Below are 17,502 nucleotides of genomic sequence, written 5' to 3' on the forward strand. Positions count from 1 at the left end.
TGAAATCTAAAATAAACAAGCTTACAACAAAAATCTAAAGCAATGAAAGTAAGAGTTTTTAGAATAAATGATGCAATATAAAATCAGGAGTAATAATAAAAAGTGATTCATTTTGAAAATGTCGGCCTACGCTATGGAATGGGCCCTGAGGTCCTTCGTGATATTAGCTTTCATATTCCTCCTGGATCATTTCAATTTCTCACAGGTGCCTCTGGAGCAGGGAAAACGTCGCTGATGCGTCTTATGTTTTTAGCACTCAAACCCACCCGCGGTCATATTGATCTCTTTGGAACAGACACAGCATTACTCAAACGACAAGAGCTCCCTGCGCTGCGACAACGTATCGGGGTGGTTTTTCAAGATTTTCGTTTACTCGACCACATGACCACTTATGAAAATGTCTCCTTACCTTTACGCATTAAAGGACAAGAAGAAGCAACCTATCGCAGTGAAGTGGAAGATCTTCTCTGTTGGGTAGGTCTTGGAGATCATATTCATGTTTTACCACCGGTTCTTTCCGGTGGGGAAAAACAAAGGGTAGCCATTGCACGCGCACTCATTGATCAACCTGAAATTCTACTTGCCGATGAACCCACCGGAAATGTCGATCCGCCCTTGGCAAAACGCCTCCTCCGTTTGTTTATTGAATTAAACCGTTTTGGAACGGCTGTTATCATTGCCACCCATGATATTGCCTTAATGGAACAAGTTGCAGCACGGCGTATGCTTCTCCATAACGGACGGATGACGATTCATGAATAAGTCTTTCCCCATTTTTACAAGCAATAAAAAAAATACAACAGCGATTATTCCCAGTGGTAATATTTCTGGAAAAGCATTAGTTGCCGTGATTGCTATTATGACATTTCTTTCAAGCCTCACCTTAATCGGTGTTGATTTGGTCCAACGTGCCGCCCAAAATTGGAGTAATCAGATTAGCTATGAAGCAACAATACAAATACGCCCCATTGACAATGTTGATATCAACAAAGCACTCCGTGATGCCGTACAATTGGTTAAAACATTTTCTGGTGTACAAGATGCAAAAATTGTTGACCAAAAAGCTACAGAAAAGTTACTGGAGCCATGGCTTGGAACAGGCTTCAATGTCAATGAACTACCCCTTCCCCGCCTCATCATTGTGACCCTGAAGAGAGATGAAAAAATCAATTTTGCAGCCATTAATCACGCCATTAAAACCCAAATTCCAGGAGGTCAATTTGATGATCACCGTGTTTGGGTTCATCGTTTTGCGACCATGGCACACACCACTGTTTTCATTGGTTTTTCAATTTTAGCATTGGTTTTAGGCTCTCTTATCCTCACCATCATTTTTGCCACCCGCAATGCATTGGCAGAAAATACACATATTATCAATGTCTTATATTTCCTTGGTACTGAAACTCTTTTCATTGCTCGCCAATTTGACTGGCATTTTTTTAAAACTGCGCTGCGTGGTGCTTTATATGGTGGTCTCACAAGCATATTTCTATTTTCAGCCTTTTGTCTCTGGACGAATTATAACTTGGGAAGAGTAGAAGCTAGCCAAGTAACAGCTTTGTTTGGACATCTTTCCATAAGTTCCATCCCCTACGGAAAAATCATTTTTCTTATTATTTTCGTTTCTTTTCTCACCACCCTTACAAACCGCATGACTATTTTAGCGCAACTGAAAAAAATTGATCAATGTGAAAACGGTTTATTTTAATTTTATGACTTACAATACTTTCAACTCATTGACGCAAAACAATTTAGAACGTCCTCTTCCAAAACGGACCCACTATAATAATTGGTCTCCCTGCTTTTTATTTCGCTATTTTCCACCGACAACCCTTACTCTTTCAATCATTGTTTTAATTTTCTGGGGCGGTTTTATTATTTTTTCTGAAAAAACTGAACGACTCTCTCCCCCAACACCTCTCCCCAAAGCGGATGCCATTATCGTGCTTACAGGCGGAGAAAACCGAATAGAGACAGGACTTAATCTCTTACAAAGGGGGCTTGGTTCACGTCTCCTCATCAGTGGCGTAAACACCACAACCAATCTGAAAAGTCTCATGCACAACATGCATATTACCCCACGGCTTATCTCCTGTTGTATTGACATCGGGCATCAAGCGATTAACACCAGAGGAAATGCTAAAGAAAGCGCCGATTGGATCAAAAAACACCACTATAAAACCCTTTATATCGTCACCCATGATTACCATGTGTGGCGCTCAATGCGAGAACTTAAATATTTAATGCCTGATATCCATTTCATTGCCTATCCTGTTAAAAAGAACAATGCTGAAAGCGCAATACAACAGATCAATCAAATCCGCATTCTTATATTCCAATATATTAAAACGCTCCAAGTCTATATCAGAACCGCATTCTAATCTTTATCCTTCTGACTTTTTAAAAACCTTGCCACCCACGAACCTCTTCATACCTTTCTTTCATACCCTTCCACACGAGTTGCCTCTATAAAAGCTCGACAGAGCTTATCCTCATACAACGCAGAACATCCCAATGCACGTGTCACTGTATTTGCACGTTCACCCAAAACATCTCTTACATCCCAAACATATCTCACAGCGCGGATCTGTACATACCATCCCAATATATAAGCTCTTGTAAATAGAGCCCCCAGACAGCCATAAGATCTCCAGACTTGTCATAAAAATCTATTTACACCACTGTCTTACCCTTCATAAAAAATGCAAACCGCCCCACCCTATATTTTGCCACCCCCCAAGTATTACGATAGCTCTTAAACCTCTTGGGATGATTGGTAAGAGGCATGCATTACGCCTTTCTTAAACACGAACATACCAACCTCATATGACATGCAAAGAAGTAATTTTAATAGATTTAAAATAAGAAAATTTATAATACTTAGATTTCTCATTTAACAGAGAGAACATTAAACTATCATTATAAGTCAATATATTAGTAACAATCTCTTATTCTAAAAAGCATCTTCATAAGAGCATTTTAGATCACAGATAGGAATAAGCTCAAAACGCACACCGCGACAAATACCCTACGTTTTTTATCGCAATCTTTTTTGAAATCATTTCGCTCTCTAAGATCACCTTTTGTCTGGTTTCCTCTCCCAAAAAGAACGAAAACTTTTAAACTCTATTGATCTGTAAACAATAATAACTCAGCTTCTTGTCTAACGCGTTCCACCTGCTCACTTCAATATCAGAACACCTCAAAAGACAGATTTCATGAGAATTGTCATTTCCTCTCAACATCTCAAAAGGCGACGATTCTTATTAGCAACGATTTGTAAACAATCCACTTTCTCTGGACAGGTTCCACTCAGCTTCTCCATTTATATGGTTTACTCACATAAAGCTCGATAAGAAAACCCTGCCTGAGAATATTCATCACTGCCGCTAAAGCTCATGCGTCATAATTTTAGCGACCTCACTGCCTAAGGTGCTTTATCACATACAATATATTGATTTATAATGAAAATTTATTACGCTACAACTTGAATGAGAGCTCTCAATATCACCAGATTCTCTCATTTCAAATCTGTTCTCTATTGAATCAATCAAAACCATTTTCTTGCACATCACATAGGACTTGCACATCACAAAGGAAGAGAGCCTGCGCAGCGTAAAACTGTACAAGAAAGACATGCCTCTTATGGACTTGTCTCAAGTGCCAAGGGCTGTCGCAATACCCACGAGCTGGCAAGGTGTATGATAGTGCCAGTTTGTTACGACTCAACACTTTTTTACCGCACAATGGATAATTTAACCTTTTCAGTTTCTCTCACTTCCAATTTTGGCAGGTTGCGCACAATTTTCATTGTTTCCAAGCTTACAGTAATAACCCGCTGAAACAATTCCAATGGATAAGCTGGATTACCCACCGTTTCAACAGCATAGCGATTGGCATCATTCACAATCCCACTCGCTTTATCCGTTTTGACAACCTGCCGCTCCATAACCCATTCAAGAGCAGGCCTGCCATTGATCACATACTCATAAGCTTCAAGAGGAATATTCTGCATCGTGATATGCGCATTATAAATCACTGTGCTTTTATCAATAGCACCACGCTTACCAGCAAATTTCATCGCCTCAACACGATAAAAACTCTTCTCATCAGAAATCACCCAAGTTCTTGGATCTCCCTGTTTATAGGTAACGGGATAGGGTTCAATCTCTTCATAATTCATATGCAAATCACCAAGCTTGCGCCCCGCTGTAACAAAAGCCCAAAAATCCTCTACCTTTTTAACTGTTGGAATACGCGGCAATTGTTTAGATAAATTATGCGCATAACGAGCACGATAATCTTCAGAATGCAAAATCCCGTAAACATAATAAAACAAATCATCCTTTGTTATCATTTCGCCAGGATAAGCTGCCTTAAAATAAGCCAACCCTTCATCCGTAAGAGCATCACGCCGCTCTAAACCAGTTTCTTTGCTTTCCTCTGCAAAATTTGCAAACAAATGAACCTGATTCCCTTTTTTAGCTCCTAAGGGTGCAACATCTTCATAAACATACCGTGGAAAACATTGACCAGTATCCATTGCATGAAGATTAGATAAATTCTTAGTCATCAGAACAGAAAATCCACTGCTTGCTCCAACTCCCGTAACTTGTATTACTCTGTTTTCAACCGCTTGCTTCATAGGGAATATACGCGGCATTTGATATACTCTTTCGTTAAAAGTACGGTTATAATAAAGCCATTGTTGTGTAAAAGGACGATAAAGACTTTGAACTAAGCAATTACTTTCAAATTCAGAAAACTTTCCTCTTACCAATTCCTCTTTAAGACTACTGCTCCAACTGATTTTTTGGGTATCTGTATCAACAAAATCGTTCACAGCATTTGCACGTGCTTTGCGGTCAGAATGCGCATAAACATTATTAAAACGTTCCACTTCATTGTTATAGAAAGTTATCGTGTTACGCATATTCTTCGCTAGATTTTCACGGCTTGAATTATATGCCCAGGCATCGCGAGTAGTTATAATCCCACGAGAAAACGTTTCAAAGAGCTTTTTATCACTGCCTTTCTTATCACCTAAGGCCAGAAATTTTTTAAAATCACTGTTGCGCTGATTCAGCCAATCGCCATATTCATCTGGCGTAATCATCTGCCAGCCGTGTTCACGCTTGATACCGCCAACACTACCCAACCGCTGAAGTTGAGATAATTTCTCCTTTGTCGTGAGATTATCACCAATATTGTAATAGTGAATTTTGCAATGCTCCGTGACATTTGGATTTTTAATAAATAGTGTCACAGCGATTCCTGCCATACTTCCACTTCCGAAAACATTTTGCCCTTCTCGAGCAGCTCCTTTGCTCATCATATTTTTGCGAATATCACCACGCAAATTGAAAACATAAATGCTCGAAAATTCTTCATTCAATTCTTTTCGTAATCCACTCGTAGAATATCCATTGATAAAACCTGAATTTGTCACAAAACCAATAACACCACAGTCTTTTATGCGATCACTTGCCCAACGAATGGCACGAATATAACTGTCATAAAGTCCATTAACATTGCTTGCTTTGGATTGAGCAGCATAAGTTTCACGAATGCGACGATCCAATTTAGGATAGCCAATATTCTGCGCATTGTCGTTTTCACTTTTTTGTCCAGAAGAATAAGGGGGGTTGCCAACAATAACACGAATATCCAGTTCCTTCTGGTGCGCCCGACGTGTACTGTTATCCACCAGCAAATCACTGATCAGGTCTTTTTCTTGCTCATAAAGCTGGAATGTATCGGTCAAACAAATTCCCTCAAACGGAACATAATCGCCCCCCATCAGACCATGATAGGTCGTCTCAATATTAATGGCTGCAATATAATAGGCTAAAAGCACGATTTCATTGGCATGAATTTCACGACAAAATTTGTGTTTCATCTCCTCTAGTTTTATCAAACCCGATTGTAAAAGCCGTGTGATAAAAGTCCCCGTTCCAGTAAAGGGATCCATGATGTGCACACCCGATGAGCCAAGCGTTTGCCCAAATTCTTGCTCTAATACATCATTGACAGAGTGCAAAATAAAATCCACAACCTCGACGGGGGTATAAACAATGCCTAATTTTTCTACAGTGCGTGGAAAAGCATAACGAAAAAACTTATCATAAAGCTCTACAATCAACCTCTGTTTTGCTTTTGGATCCGTAATGCCACTGGCTCGTAATTTTACACTTGCGTAAAATTTTTCCAGATCTTTGGATTCCTTATCAAGATTTGCCTCATCAAGCACATCAAGCATACGCTGCATAGCACGCGAGACAGGATTCTCACGTGTGAACTGATAGCCTTCAAACAACACCTGAAAGACAGGACGCGTGATAATATGCTGTGCCAACATCTCAATCGCATCAGCTTCTGTAACAGCATCATTTAAGTCATCACGCAGTTCTGCCACAAACCTGTCAAAGGCTTGACGCGCCTCAGTATTTGGCTCTGCCAGAATGCCTGTTAAGCGCGTGATATGATTCTTAGCAATTTCAGCAATATTGCTCGCCCAATCCTCCCAATAATCACGTGTCCCACATTTCTTGACAATCTTTGCCAAAATCGCACGAGAAAGTTCATCTACGCAGAAAGAAAGCTCCTCGTTTACCTGCTCTGTAAGAAAGCAATCATGCTCCAGACTTCCAATTCCCGCTCGTGCAGGCTGTGAGCGAACCGGAAGATTGTCTACAACAGCCGTAACAGCCTGTAACTCAGTGCTCTGCGTGACACCAATAATCTCAATCACATTGCTGATATCTTGCCCGAGGGATGCCTTATTAATCGTCGCATCAAAACGATCATCATGCGCACGCAAAGCATTTAAAATTTGCCAGATAACCCGATATTTATCATTGTTGTTCAAAGCCTGTTCCACTGGAGTATCAGGAGGAATACCAATTGGCAAAATGACATATCCCATCTTTTTACCTTCAGAGCGACGCATCACCCGCCCAACCGCTTGCACAACATCAATCTGGCTTTTGCGTGGATTTAAAAACATGATCGCATCAAGAGCCGGAACATCCACTCCCTCAGACAAACACCGAGCATTGGTCAAAATACGACAAACATCCTCACCACTATCAGCTTTCAACCAGTCAAGTAATGCACCACGATCCTTCGCATTAAAAGTGCCATCAACATGCTCAATTTCACACTTCAGAAAATGCTCATTTTCTGTATCCTCTTTCGTATAATCAAGATATTCTCTAACAACCGTAGAAAACTCATCACGCACAAGTTCAGAACTTTTAATAGTTTTACAAAACGCTAAAGCACGATGCATAGGATATAAATCCGCACCAACATCAGCCTTCATATTTTGTTTTGTCAAAGCCTTATAACAGCCAATAATCTTTGTTGCATCATCAAGAATAAGCTCAGTATCGCTATCACTAAGGCGCTTCTGAACAGCGGAACTGACCAATTTTTCGTCCATTGCTAAGACAATAACCTTATAATCTGTTAAAAGATCATTTTGTACTGCCCATGAAAAACCCCGATAAAAAAGTGTTTTACCAAAAAGTTTTTCATCATCCATAGAAGCAAGAACAGCATTAACTTCATTCGCGCGACTTTTTGCGTTATCACCAAAAATACGTGGTGTCGCTGTCATATAAAGGCGTTTCTTGGCACGAATAACATCATTGGAATGCACCTTAACAAAATTGGATTCATCCTCGCCCACCAGCGTTGCCCCTGTTGTACGGTGCGCTTCATCACAAATGATAAGATCAAATGTTGGCAAACCATAGTTTTTCTGAGCATCAGCAATCACCTGAATAGATTGATAGGTTGCAAACACCACGGTCATCTTATCTGCAACACTCTTCGCCACCTGTTCTGCAAGTTTAGCAGCATCGGTTGTCGCCGGAAAAGCAAGATCAAACACATCAATTTCAGCAACATCATCACTATTTTTACGACGCTTTCCCACTTGTGTATCGGAACAAACAGCAAAAGATCTCAATCCGATTCCTGCATCCGTTGTCCATTCACGAACCGTCTGTGACATCAGTGCCAAGGAAGGAACAAGAAACAAAACAAACTTGCCTTCACCCGCCAAATCCTCAGCAATTTTAAGACTGGTAAATGTCTTACCAGTACCACAAGCCATAATAAGCTTCCCCCGATCTGCTTGAGCAAGCCCAGCACGCACATCACGCAATGCTTCCAATTGATGTGGACGGATTTTCTTTTTATCCTCCAAAACAACTTTGCCCTGGGCTGCAAAAGTTTCCCAACGGATCGGACTTTGTTGTATATCGGAAAGATTAATCCGTATAACAGGAATATCCTGCCCCCGTATCATTGTTTCAGCGTTATCACTCCAAGTACTTTCAGTACTATCTATAATAACACGCCGCTTGAATGGAGCTTTCCCTGATGCCGAAATAAAACTATCAATATCTGCTTTTTTAATTCGATAGGCTGCATCATAAAATTTACATTGGATTGCCGCAAAACCCCCTCCATCACGAAGCTTTGCCACAAGATCGATACCAGTATCACGACCATCCCAATCATTTTCATGAGCCCAATCTTTAAAGGTTTGAACCTTCTCATAACACCCAGACTGAAGAGGATCATGTGTCAGATAAGCAAGAGCAAAACGCTCAAAATATGTACCTTTATCTCGTTCGGTACGCGCTTCATCACGATAGCTCTGTAAAAGCGATTGCAGCGTCATGCTTCTCCCCAATGAAAAATACCTTCAACTATCGAATCTAAACCAATTCATTAATGCCTCTTGTTCTACCCAAAAAACTTAAAAAAAGCTTAAAATTGCTTGATTTTAAGATATTTCTTCTATGCTTAATTAAACAAGAGAGAATCTTTTGATCTTTTTGAGTATCCCCCAAATCATATGACGCATTTATTGATGTCTATATCCCTATGGAAATAAACGGTAAGGCGTGATGATTTTGAAAATATTTTTTGCCTTTTGTTAAGAATACACAATAAAGTGCGCAATAATTTTAGGATTTAGCTTAAGAATGAGAGGAGGAAATGGATAGGACACCTGCGAACACACAAGACACCAAGGAAGAAACTCCACACACAAAACAGCGCATTTTACGAACGATCATGCATATAAGTTCACTATAATACGCAAAATATTAGTCGTGATATTCAAAATATTGATTTTTGAAATATTTCTTTGTCTTTTGTTCTTTCGTAGACTAATTATTCGCTTCTTATACTTTATAGCGGGTGGTTTTAGAATTCTTTTTTATATGTACAATATATTGATTTATAATGATAATATAGCGTCATTCATATTAAATTAGAACTCTGAATAACGTAAGATTTTCTCATTTCAAATCTGTTTATCTTGAATCAATCAAAACCACCCGCTTGCACATCACAAGCGGGATGAGTGTGTGGAGAAAAACTGTACAAGAAATGACTAAAAATGGCTCTTATGAACCGCCGCCTTAATGCAAGGTCTATCGCAACACCCACGAGCTGGCAAATATAATGATGGTGCCGGCTTATTACTTCATAAGCGTAAAGATGGAGGTGCTCAATAGATTTACCATGAACAGCGTCGCAAAATAGGCTTGGATACCTTGAAAAATGTTTCTTTAAAACAAGAGTGTTAATGTGCAACACAATGGCGCTCTGTATCGAACTTGTAGCAGGAGGAAGAATACCATACCAACTAGACATACCATTGCTCATCACTAGCGCCATTATGTTCTTTAGCAGCATAACTGCAGCTTGGTATTACGATGCTCTTACTTCATCTCACATCTGCTGAATATGAGCTTATTCTTTTTCAATAAATGAAAGCCCCTTTCATTCATACATCATTCAAAATAAGAAGCTATCCGCCTCTCAAACTTTTTGTTGTCCTCACCAAACTCATGAAATCAAACCCGCATCTCACGGTATTAGTTCTTAAGATCACGCCCCCTACCGAGTATCTGACGGCATCCTTACCCTAGAAACTCAAATGGCTTGTTTATCCTTCAGCTCCAAAATCATGAGATAAGGCAGAAAAAAGCGATGCCTTAAACAAAATATTCTAAAGAAAGCTAAGTTACTCGCATAAAGGAACAGAAAATGGCTGTGTCTTAGGTCACATTTTAAAACTTGAGCACGATCATAATTTATTTGCATAAACCTAAACACCTATAATTTGCACCACCTTCTGCAAAACTAAAAGTGAGAAATCCTCATAACCTCTTTTCCGAAAATCTTAAAAAGACTAAACGAAACCTCTTAAACTGCTCAACTATCTCGATACCAGTTCATTTTTTTGGAAGAACGGAGGTTTAAGCTGTTTTTGGCATCAACCTTCTTTTTTGTTCTTTTGTTTGTTAGCAGATATACTATTCACTTCCCCCGCCTCTTTTTAGGTTAAATCTTAAGAATCGTCGCGCAGTATATTTTATTTGTCCTCCTCTTCACATCTCAGAAGACGAGAATTTTTAACAAAATTCAGTCTGCAAGCAATCTCATTCTAACGGGTTCTATTTAATTTCTCCTTAATAGGATTTACTTCCATAAGACTCGACAAGAAAGATTTAAAATATTCATCATGCATTCTCAAAACATTTAATGCCTCAAGAAGGCTTATATGCCTACCATATCTCACATGATGGGGTGCCCTATAAAACGTTCACCTCTAGTGGTACGCTCCACTTAATGAACAAAGCGTTTTCTAAAATAGAGCAGCAAATAATGCTAAACTTTTTCCATTCATGTTTCGCTTCATAAATGCTTCATCCAAGTGGAAAGCATCACGAACAAACATGCCCCAATTGATAAAGCTTAATCGCGTGAAAGAGCGACAACAGGGTCAAGCCGTGAAGCTTGCCGCGCTGGAGAAAAGCCAAAACATATTCCTATGAGGGTTGAAAAAGTAAGAGACATAATGATCGATTCAATAGTATAAACCAAATGAATAGGTGCCTTAAACAGAAGAAACAAGCCACCTATAGAAAGTCCAAGCAAGATTCCCAAACCACCACCAATCACACAAACCAAAATCGCTTCAATGAGAAATTGCTGTAAAATATCACTTTGCCGTGCACCAACTGCCATACGCACGCCGATTTCATTGATCCGCTCAGAAACAGTGACCAACATAATATTCATCACCCCTATACCCCCCACAACCAGGGAAATAGCTGCAATTGAAGAAATTAAAAGTGTTAAAATATTTGTACTCTCCATAACACGTTCACGGAAAAATTCAGAATTTCTAATGAAAAAATCCTCCCCGCCATGCCGCATAATGAGAAAACGTTTTATCATGGTCTCCGCTAAATATGAATCAATATCATCAGCAATCCTAACAATAATTGCACGAACTTCTGTTGTACCAAGAAAACGCGTCTGCACTGTTGTATAGGGTAAATAAAGCTGTAAAGTATTTGATGTATCTCCACTTGCATTATTTTGCGAATCAACAACACCAATAATACGCGCAGGAACATTACCCACATTCACCACCTTTCCAAGGGGGCTTTCATGGCTATGGGGGAAAAGAACAGACAATGCTTCTTTCTCGATCACGAGATCAACCGCCCGATCATGGACACTTTTTTGATCAAAAAACTGTCCTTTGAAAACTTTGAGCCCCTGTGTCTGAAAAAATTGTTCTCCCACCCCCGCAATGACAGCATTGACTTCAATTGCACCAAAACGCACTTTCGAGCTTGCTGAAATCTGTGGTGTTACACCAGAAACATAAGGTAATCCAGACAAGGCTTCTGCATCAGCTTCAACCAAACTGGTTATTTTTTCTGCTTGTGGATCAGAAAAACTTTTACCAGGAAAAATGGTTAATGTATTAGTACCCAAACTTTTAAAATTTTCCAGAATTTTCTCTCGTGTACCATTCCCTAAAGCCACCATAGCAATAATCGCCCCAATACCGATAATCACCCCAAGCATTGTTAGAAAAGTCCGCATGCGATGTGCATTCATTGCCAACAGAGCCATCACAAACGCCTCACGGAATCGCTCAACAAAAGAACGAAAAAAGCCCAGTTTTTGTTGGCCTTTTAGATTTTGTTGTTCCTGAAGAGATTTTCCACCAACTTTTGTTTTTGCAACCCTTGACTGCTTATCAGCAATAATTTCCCCATCACTGATTTCGATAATACGCTCTGCTCTTTCAGCCACCTGCATATCATGGGTTACAATGATAATGGTACGCCCCTCTTGATGAAGTTCATCCAAAATATGCAATACTTCTTGCCCACTCTTTTTGTCCAATGCACCAGTTGGTTCATCTGCAAGAATGACCTCCGCATTATTCATGAGCGCCCGAGCAATAGAAACACGTTGTTGCTGACCACCAGAAAGCTGATTTGGACGATGATTTATCCGATCACCCATGCCCAAACGCGTTAAAAGATCCTGTGCCCGCTGTTTCCTTGCTTCCACGGCACATCCCGCATAAATAGCCGGAATTTCAACATTACCAAGAGCTGTCAATTCATTCAACAAATGGTAACGCTGAAAAATAAAACCAAAATGATTACGTCGCAAAGCCGACAATTCATCCGCAGAAAGGGAAGCTGTTTCTTTACCAGAGATCCAATAACGACCAGAAGTTGGACGATCAAGACAGCCTAAAATATTCATCAAGGTCGATTTACCTGAACCGGAAGCACCTACAATTGCCACCATTTCACCACGTTTAATGGTAAGATTGATGTTTTTCAAAACGGTAACAAACGCTTCGCCCGCAGGAAATTTGCGCACAATATTTTCCAAGACGAAGACAGCATCTGCTTGATTTGTGCTCATGCTTTAACTCTCGTCTTCGCTGTGCATGTGAGAAGACTCTGGCATCACTCCATCAGACGAACTAGTGACGACGACATCACCCTCGTTAAGTCCTGAAACAATCTCTGCCATAACCTTATTATTCAACCCAACGCTCACCTGTTTAGTAACCACCTTATTTTCCCCCACCAAAACAGAAACCCATGCTTTACGCTCTCTTGTCTCATCGCGTAAAGCATCACTTGGAACCAACAAGACATTCTGCGCGCGCCCTAAGATAATATGAACTTGAGCAGTCATATAGGTTCGCAAAAAATTGTCCGCATTATCAACATGTAGAATTCCATTGTAATAGATAGCCGATGATATTAAAGCACTAGAACCACTCACCATACCAGGATTAATACTCACATCAGCACGAATTGCTTCAGGAGCCGGCTCTACTTTTTCTAAAACGCCTTCATAACGACGCTGTGAATTACCTAGAACTGTAAAATAAAGTGGTTGTCCAGCTCGGACTTTAAGAACATCTGCTTCTGAGATTTGCGCCTTGATCGTCATCTTTGATAAATCACCCAAAATAACAATCGTTGGCGCCGACTGAACCGCATTCACATTCTGCCCTTCTTCCACAACTGTTGCCAAAACCGTTCCCGCTGAAGGGGCAGTGATGCGTGTATAACCTAAATTAACCTCTGCACTCTCCACATCAATTTGTGCTTGCACAATCTGCTGACGAAGTTGTTCAATTTGCGCCTCGCGTATTTTCACCTGTGTCGTAGCCTCATCGAGGTTCGCACGTGAAACCGCACGTGTTTCAATCATTTTTTTCTGACGCTCTAAATTTTTCTGTGCAAGAGAAAGATAGGCTTCTTGTTCTATCAAACTCGCATAATAATGCGATAATGCTGCTTTTTTTCTTTTTAAATCATTTTCCTGATCTGTAGGATCAATTTCTGCCAAGAGATCGCCTTCTTTCACAACACTCCCAGGGGAAACATGCATTGACACCACACGCCCTGTTGCTCGCGCACCAACAGCCACCAACCGGTAAGGACGTACAAGACCAGAAGCTAAAACACTTTCCTCAATATCCCCACGTTTCACCACCGCTGTTATATAAGTTGGAGTAGATGTTCCAAAAAAAACAGAACGTAACCATAACAACAAGAGAATGAGAAATATAGCAGTTAAAAAGAAGGAAAGTTTTTTGTGTTTTGTAATGAAATTTTTGAGTAAGTTTTTTTTCATTTCCCTACCTTTGCACGCGAACGAGGTGCATTATCAACGACTTCTGGACGCGATACATCAACAACGCCATCCCAGCCCCCCCCAATGCTTTCATCAACGTGATATATTGCGTAACCAAAGAAACACGGCTATCTTTAAGCGCCATTTGTGCAGAATAATAAGAGCGATCAGCATTTAACAATTCAAGAAAACTAGTATTTCCATTCTCAAAAAGGTTCCGTGAAAGTTTTAAGGAATGAAGAGAAGCTTTATTCGCAACGATTAGCTTTTCTAAGCGTTGATGTTCCTTCGTTAATCTTACAAGCGCATTTTCTACATCTTCTAAAGCTTCCAACACAGCAGCTCGATAAGTAATAAAAGCTTGATCACGCTGCGCGCGCGCTACCGCAATAGAAGCCTCGACCTGACCTCCATTAAAAAGAGGAAAACGAAGACCAGGTCCAAAAGACCAGCCAATCGTTGAATTTTTCCATAATTGATCAATTGCCGTTGCTGCTGTCGAAATATTACCTGTTAAAGTAAGTGATGGATAACGATCTGCTTCACGTTGACCAATCCGTGCTGTCGCTTGCGCATATTGACGCTCTGCCCGTCGCAAATCTGGACGTGTTAACAAAATATCGGCTGGAATTCCTGCTGGTATCGGCCAGCGTGGTTGTGGAATCTTTGCATGCTTAGCATTTTTTTGTAAAAGATCCTTCAATGCCGTAGGCACACGACCAGTTAAGACAGAAAGGCGATGAACGCTCATTGCTAAATTCGCTTCCATCTGTGATATATCTGCTTCTGTATTTGCCATTTGTGCTTGCGCATTTGAAACATCAAGCTCAGAAACATCACCAGCTGTTAATCTAGCGCGCATCAGTTCATAAGTTTTACGTTGTGATACAGCAATTTGCCGCACAATAAACAACTTTTGTTGCCAGCCACGCATTTGCACATAATTTGTTGCCACATCTCCTAGTAATGTCACCATGGTAGCGCGCATATCTTCCACAGCCGCATCAAGGCCATAACGCGCTGCTTCAACCGCACGTTTATGCCCACCAAAAAAATCAAGCTCCCAGCTTGCATCAAAACCACTACTATACTGGTTTAACAATGCATCAGACTGTCCAGAACGACTACGGGTTCCTGAAATTGAATTGGACACATTTGGCAAAAGAGTTCCCACAACCTGTCCTAAACCCGCACGCGCCTCACGTACCCGAGCTTTGGCAACAGCAACATTATTATTTCCAGAAATCGCGTAATCCATTAACGCATCTAGAACAGGATCATTCAAATGCCGCCACCATCCGGCAAGCGCAACGGGCTGCCGTGCAGTCTGTGCAGATTTTTCTCCCCAAACTGCTGGAACACGAAAAGATGTTTTCTGGTAATTAGGACCAACCATACATCCTGACAAAAGCAAACACAACAAGACACTAAAAAATAATCCACGAGAAGCGCCCCATTTGAGATTTCTGATATACATCCAGTCTCCCGCATTCTTTCAGAATCATTATTTAATATTAATACTTTATTTACCTCTTATTTCAAACTTGACGTGAAAAATCAAATACAGTTTGCACAGGAATATGATCTGAAGGACGTTCCCATCCGCGCGCATCACGAAAAATCGAAAGATCTACAACAAAAGGGGCTAAATCTTGAGAAGACCAAACATGGTCAAGCCGCCGCCCATAATCAGTAAATGCCCAATCGCGAGCACGATAACTCCACCATGTGTAAAGCTTGGTAGGAACAGGAATATGCAACCGCATCAGATCAACCCATCCACCTTGACAACACAAATCCTGTAAACGCTCGGTTTCAATGGGAGTATGGCTTACAACCTTCAACAATTGCTGATGAGACCAAACATCCTCTGCCAAAGGAGCAATATTTAAATCTCCCACCAAAAGAGAAGAAAGACCATCGCCTTGATCCGCACGAATGGAGGACATTTCTTCTAAAAAATCAAGCTTATGACGAAACTTTTCATTCACATCAGCATCAGGGATATCTCCCCCAGCAGGAACATAAAAATTATGAATCCGCAAGCTTCTCCCATGGGCTTCCACAATAACTGAGATATAACGGCAATCTTGGTTTTGGCAAAAAAAACGCTTTTCTACCTTTTTAAAAGGCAAACGAGAAACAATAGCCACCCCGTTATAAGATTTTTGTCCACTCAATGCGATATGCTTATAACCCGCTGCTTCAAAAGCCTCCACTGGAAATAAAGCATCTGGACATTTTGTTTCCTGTAGACACAAAACATCTGTGGAAAAGAGTTCCAAATACTGAAAAACCTGTGCAAGACGCAAACGAATAGAATTAATATTCCAAGTCGCAATACGAAAGAACATTTGTTTTAATCCCAATGACGTAACACTCTTTCTTCATTTATTCGAAGGAAGTGCAAACATCCCATTAGCGAACCGGACGTCTGTCCGCACATTCATAACCTGCACAGTAGTTTCCAAATTTTGTTGGTCAACAATTGTCCACTGCCGCAAAGCAGAGCCTTTAGAATCAAAAACCATCCTTATTTGCCCTGCCCCAATCGTTTTATCACGCAGAACAATCGTTACAGCCCCTGGATCTTCGCGAAATGCGAACAAGCGCCCAGAAGATACATCAATTTTATCATCCAACAAAAATTTCATTGGCGTTTGCGAAAGTTGTGAAAAGTTCCAAGTATTCAAAGCCCGATTGTTAATACCCACAAATTGGCCATCTGAAATAATCTGTAAAGGCATTTTTTTGTAAATGAAACGAATTTTCCCTGGGCGCTCTAAATAAAATGTCCCCTGAGACATTTTTCCCTTTGGACTAAACTGAATAAAATCACCTGTCATTGTTTTGATTGCCGCAAAGTGATTCACAACATTTTGCGCCTTTATCACTTTATTAGATGCTTGCGAAAAAACAGGAACAGTTAAACACCAAAAGATAATAATTCCCACCAACCCAAAGACTCTTCTTTGCAGTAAAAAAGACGTTTTCATAAAAAATGCTCCCAAGCAATACTTAATTGACTTTATAATTCATAACTTAAGTGATCAACGACGAATAAATACCCTTCTTTATAAGATAAAGATATTGTTTGAAAAAAATATCAAAAGATTTTTAAAAGTATTCTTCTTCGACAGTCTCCAAAACTTTTCGCTTACCCATATCATTAGCTGGACTAATGGTGCCTTCTTCTTCCATCCTTTCGATCAATGTGGCGGCACGATTATAACCAATGCCTAAACAACATTGAATATAAGAAGTTGAAGCCTTACGATCACGAAGCATAATAGCAACAGCTTGACAATAGGAATCATCTACTAAAGAAAAAGCTAAAGAAACATCCTTTTTTATTTCTTGCGGTATCGTTTCCAAATAACCAGTCTGCGTTTATGTTTCCGAAATCATCAAATTTTCCTGATTTTCTGCTGATTTTCTAAACGCATAATATATTCTTTCCCACCCCTAATCTATGAAGCAACATAAATTATAGTCAAT

The 17,502-nt window shown here is 40.1% G+C and carries 8 protein-coding genes and 3 pseudogenes; 4 read left to right on the top strand and 7 right to left on the bottom strand.

Annotated elements, in window-relative coordinates; translation table 11 throughout:
* Positions 1-102 precede the first annotated feature (102 nt).
* The 3 genes from ftsE to ACFIMK_RS02215 are packed head-to-tail and all read left to right on the top strand — an operon-like array spanning position 103 to position 2,381.
* Positions 103-762 (top strand): cell division ATP-binding protein FtsE, encoded by a 660-nt coding sequence (gene ftsE, locus ACFIMK_RS02205; RefSeq protein WP_273723097.1) that lies wholly within the window; start codon positions 103-105, stop codon positions 760-762.
* Entirely contained in the window at positions 755-1,708 is a 954-nt protein-coding gene (locus ACFIMK_RS02210; RefSeq protein WP_375611715.1) for a cell division protein FtsX, read from the top strand. Before ftsE ends, ACFIMK_RS02210 begins: the two co-directional genes overlap by 8 nt.
* A 4-nt stretch (positions 1,709-1,712) precedes the next feature.
* Positions 1,713-2,381 (top strand): YdcF family protein, encoded by a 669-nt coding sequence (locus ACFIMK_RS02215; protein ID WP_375632077.1) that lies wholly within the window; start codon positions 1,713-1,715, stop codon positions 2,379-2,381.
* 1,355 nt (positions 2,382-3,736) lie between these two features.
* On the opposite strand, the gene ACFIMK_RS02220 is transcribed toward ACFIMK_RS02215, so the two are convergent.
* Positions 3,737-8,695: a DEAD/DEAH box helicase gene (locus ACFIMK_RS02220; protein WP_375682917.1), complete on the bottom strand. Its 4,959-nt coding sequence runs from the start codon at positions 8,693-8,695 to the stop codon at positions 3,737-3,739.
* Positions 8,696-9,421: 726 nt separating this feature from the next.
* Between ACFIMK_RS02220 and ACFIMK_RS02225 the strand changes: the two are divergent.
* Positions 9,422-9,608, top strand: a pseudogene (locus ACFIMK_RS02225) (integrase); the annotation flags it as partial.
* 1,177 nt (positions 9,609-10,785) lie between these two features.
* On the opposite strand, the gene ACFIMK_RS02230 reads toward ACFIMK_RS02225, so the two are convergent.
* The 6 genes and pseudogenes from ACFIMK_RS02230 to ACFIMK_RS02255 all read right to left on the bottom strand — a co-directional run.
* The gene (locus ACFIMK_RS02230; protein ID WP_375682918.1) at positions 10,786-12,774 is read right to left on the bottom strand and encodes a MacB family efflux pump subunit; all 1,989 of its coding nucleotides are present in this window, start codon (positions 12,772-12,774) and stop codon (positions 10,786-10,788) included.
* A gap of 3 nt (positions 12,775-12,777) precedes the next feature.
* On the bottom strand, positions 12,778-14,004 hold the full coding sequence (locus ACFIMK_RS02235; RefSeq protein WP_375638250.1) for an efflux RND transporter periplasmic adaptor subunit: 1,227 nt from the start codon (positions 14,002-14,004) through the stop codon (positions 12,778-12,780).
* Positions 14,001-15,481: pseudogene (locus ACFIMK_RS02240) on the bottom strand (efflux transporter outer membrane subunit). Before ACFIMK_RS02240 ends, ACFIMK_RS02235 begins: the two are co-directional and overlap by 4 nt.
* 61 nt (positions 15,482-15,542) lie before the next feature.
* Positions 15,543-16,358: an exodeoxyribonuclease III gene (locus ACFIMK_RS02245; RefSeq protein ID WP_375682657.1), complete on the bottom strand. Its 816-nt coding sequence runs from the start codon at positions 16,356-16,358 to the stop codon at positions 15,543-15,545.
* Positions 16,359-16,391: 33 nt separating this feature from the next.
* Positions 16,392-17,000: an outer membrane lipoprotein carrier protein LolA gene (locus ACFIMK_RS02250; protein ID WP_375682658.1), complete on the bottom strand. Its 609-nt coding sequence runs from the start codon at positions 16,998-17,000 to the stop codon at positions 16,392-16,394.
* Positions 17,001-17,121: 121 nt separating this feature from the next.
* Positions 17,122-17,382, bottom strand: a pseudogene (locus tag ACFIMK_RS02255) (DNA translocase FtsK); the annotation flags it as partial.
* Between the last annotated feature and the right edge of the window lie 120 nt (positions 17,383-17,502).

This window comes from Bartonella sp. AP280QHHD (genome assembly GCF_042196125.1).
In the GTDB taxonomy this organism is placed as follows: Bacteria; Pseudomonadota; Alphaproteobacteria; order Rhizobiales; family Rhizobiaceae; genus Bartonella.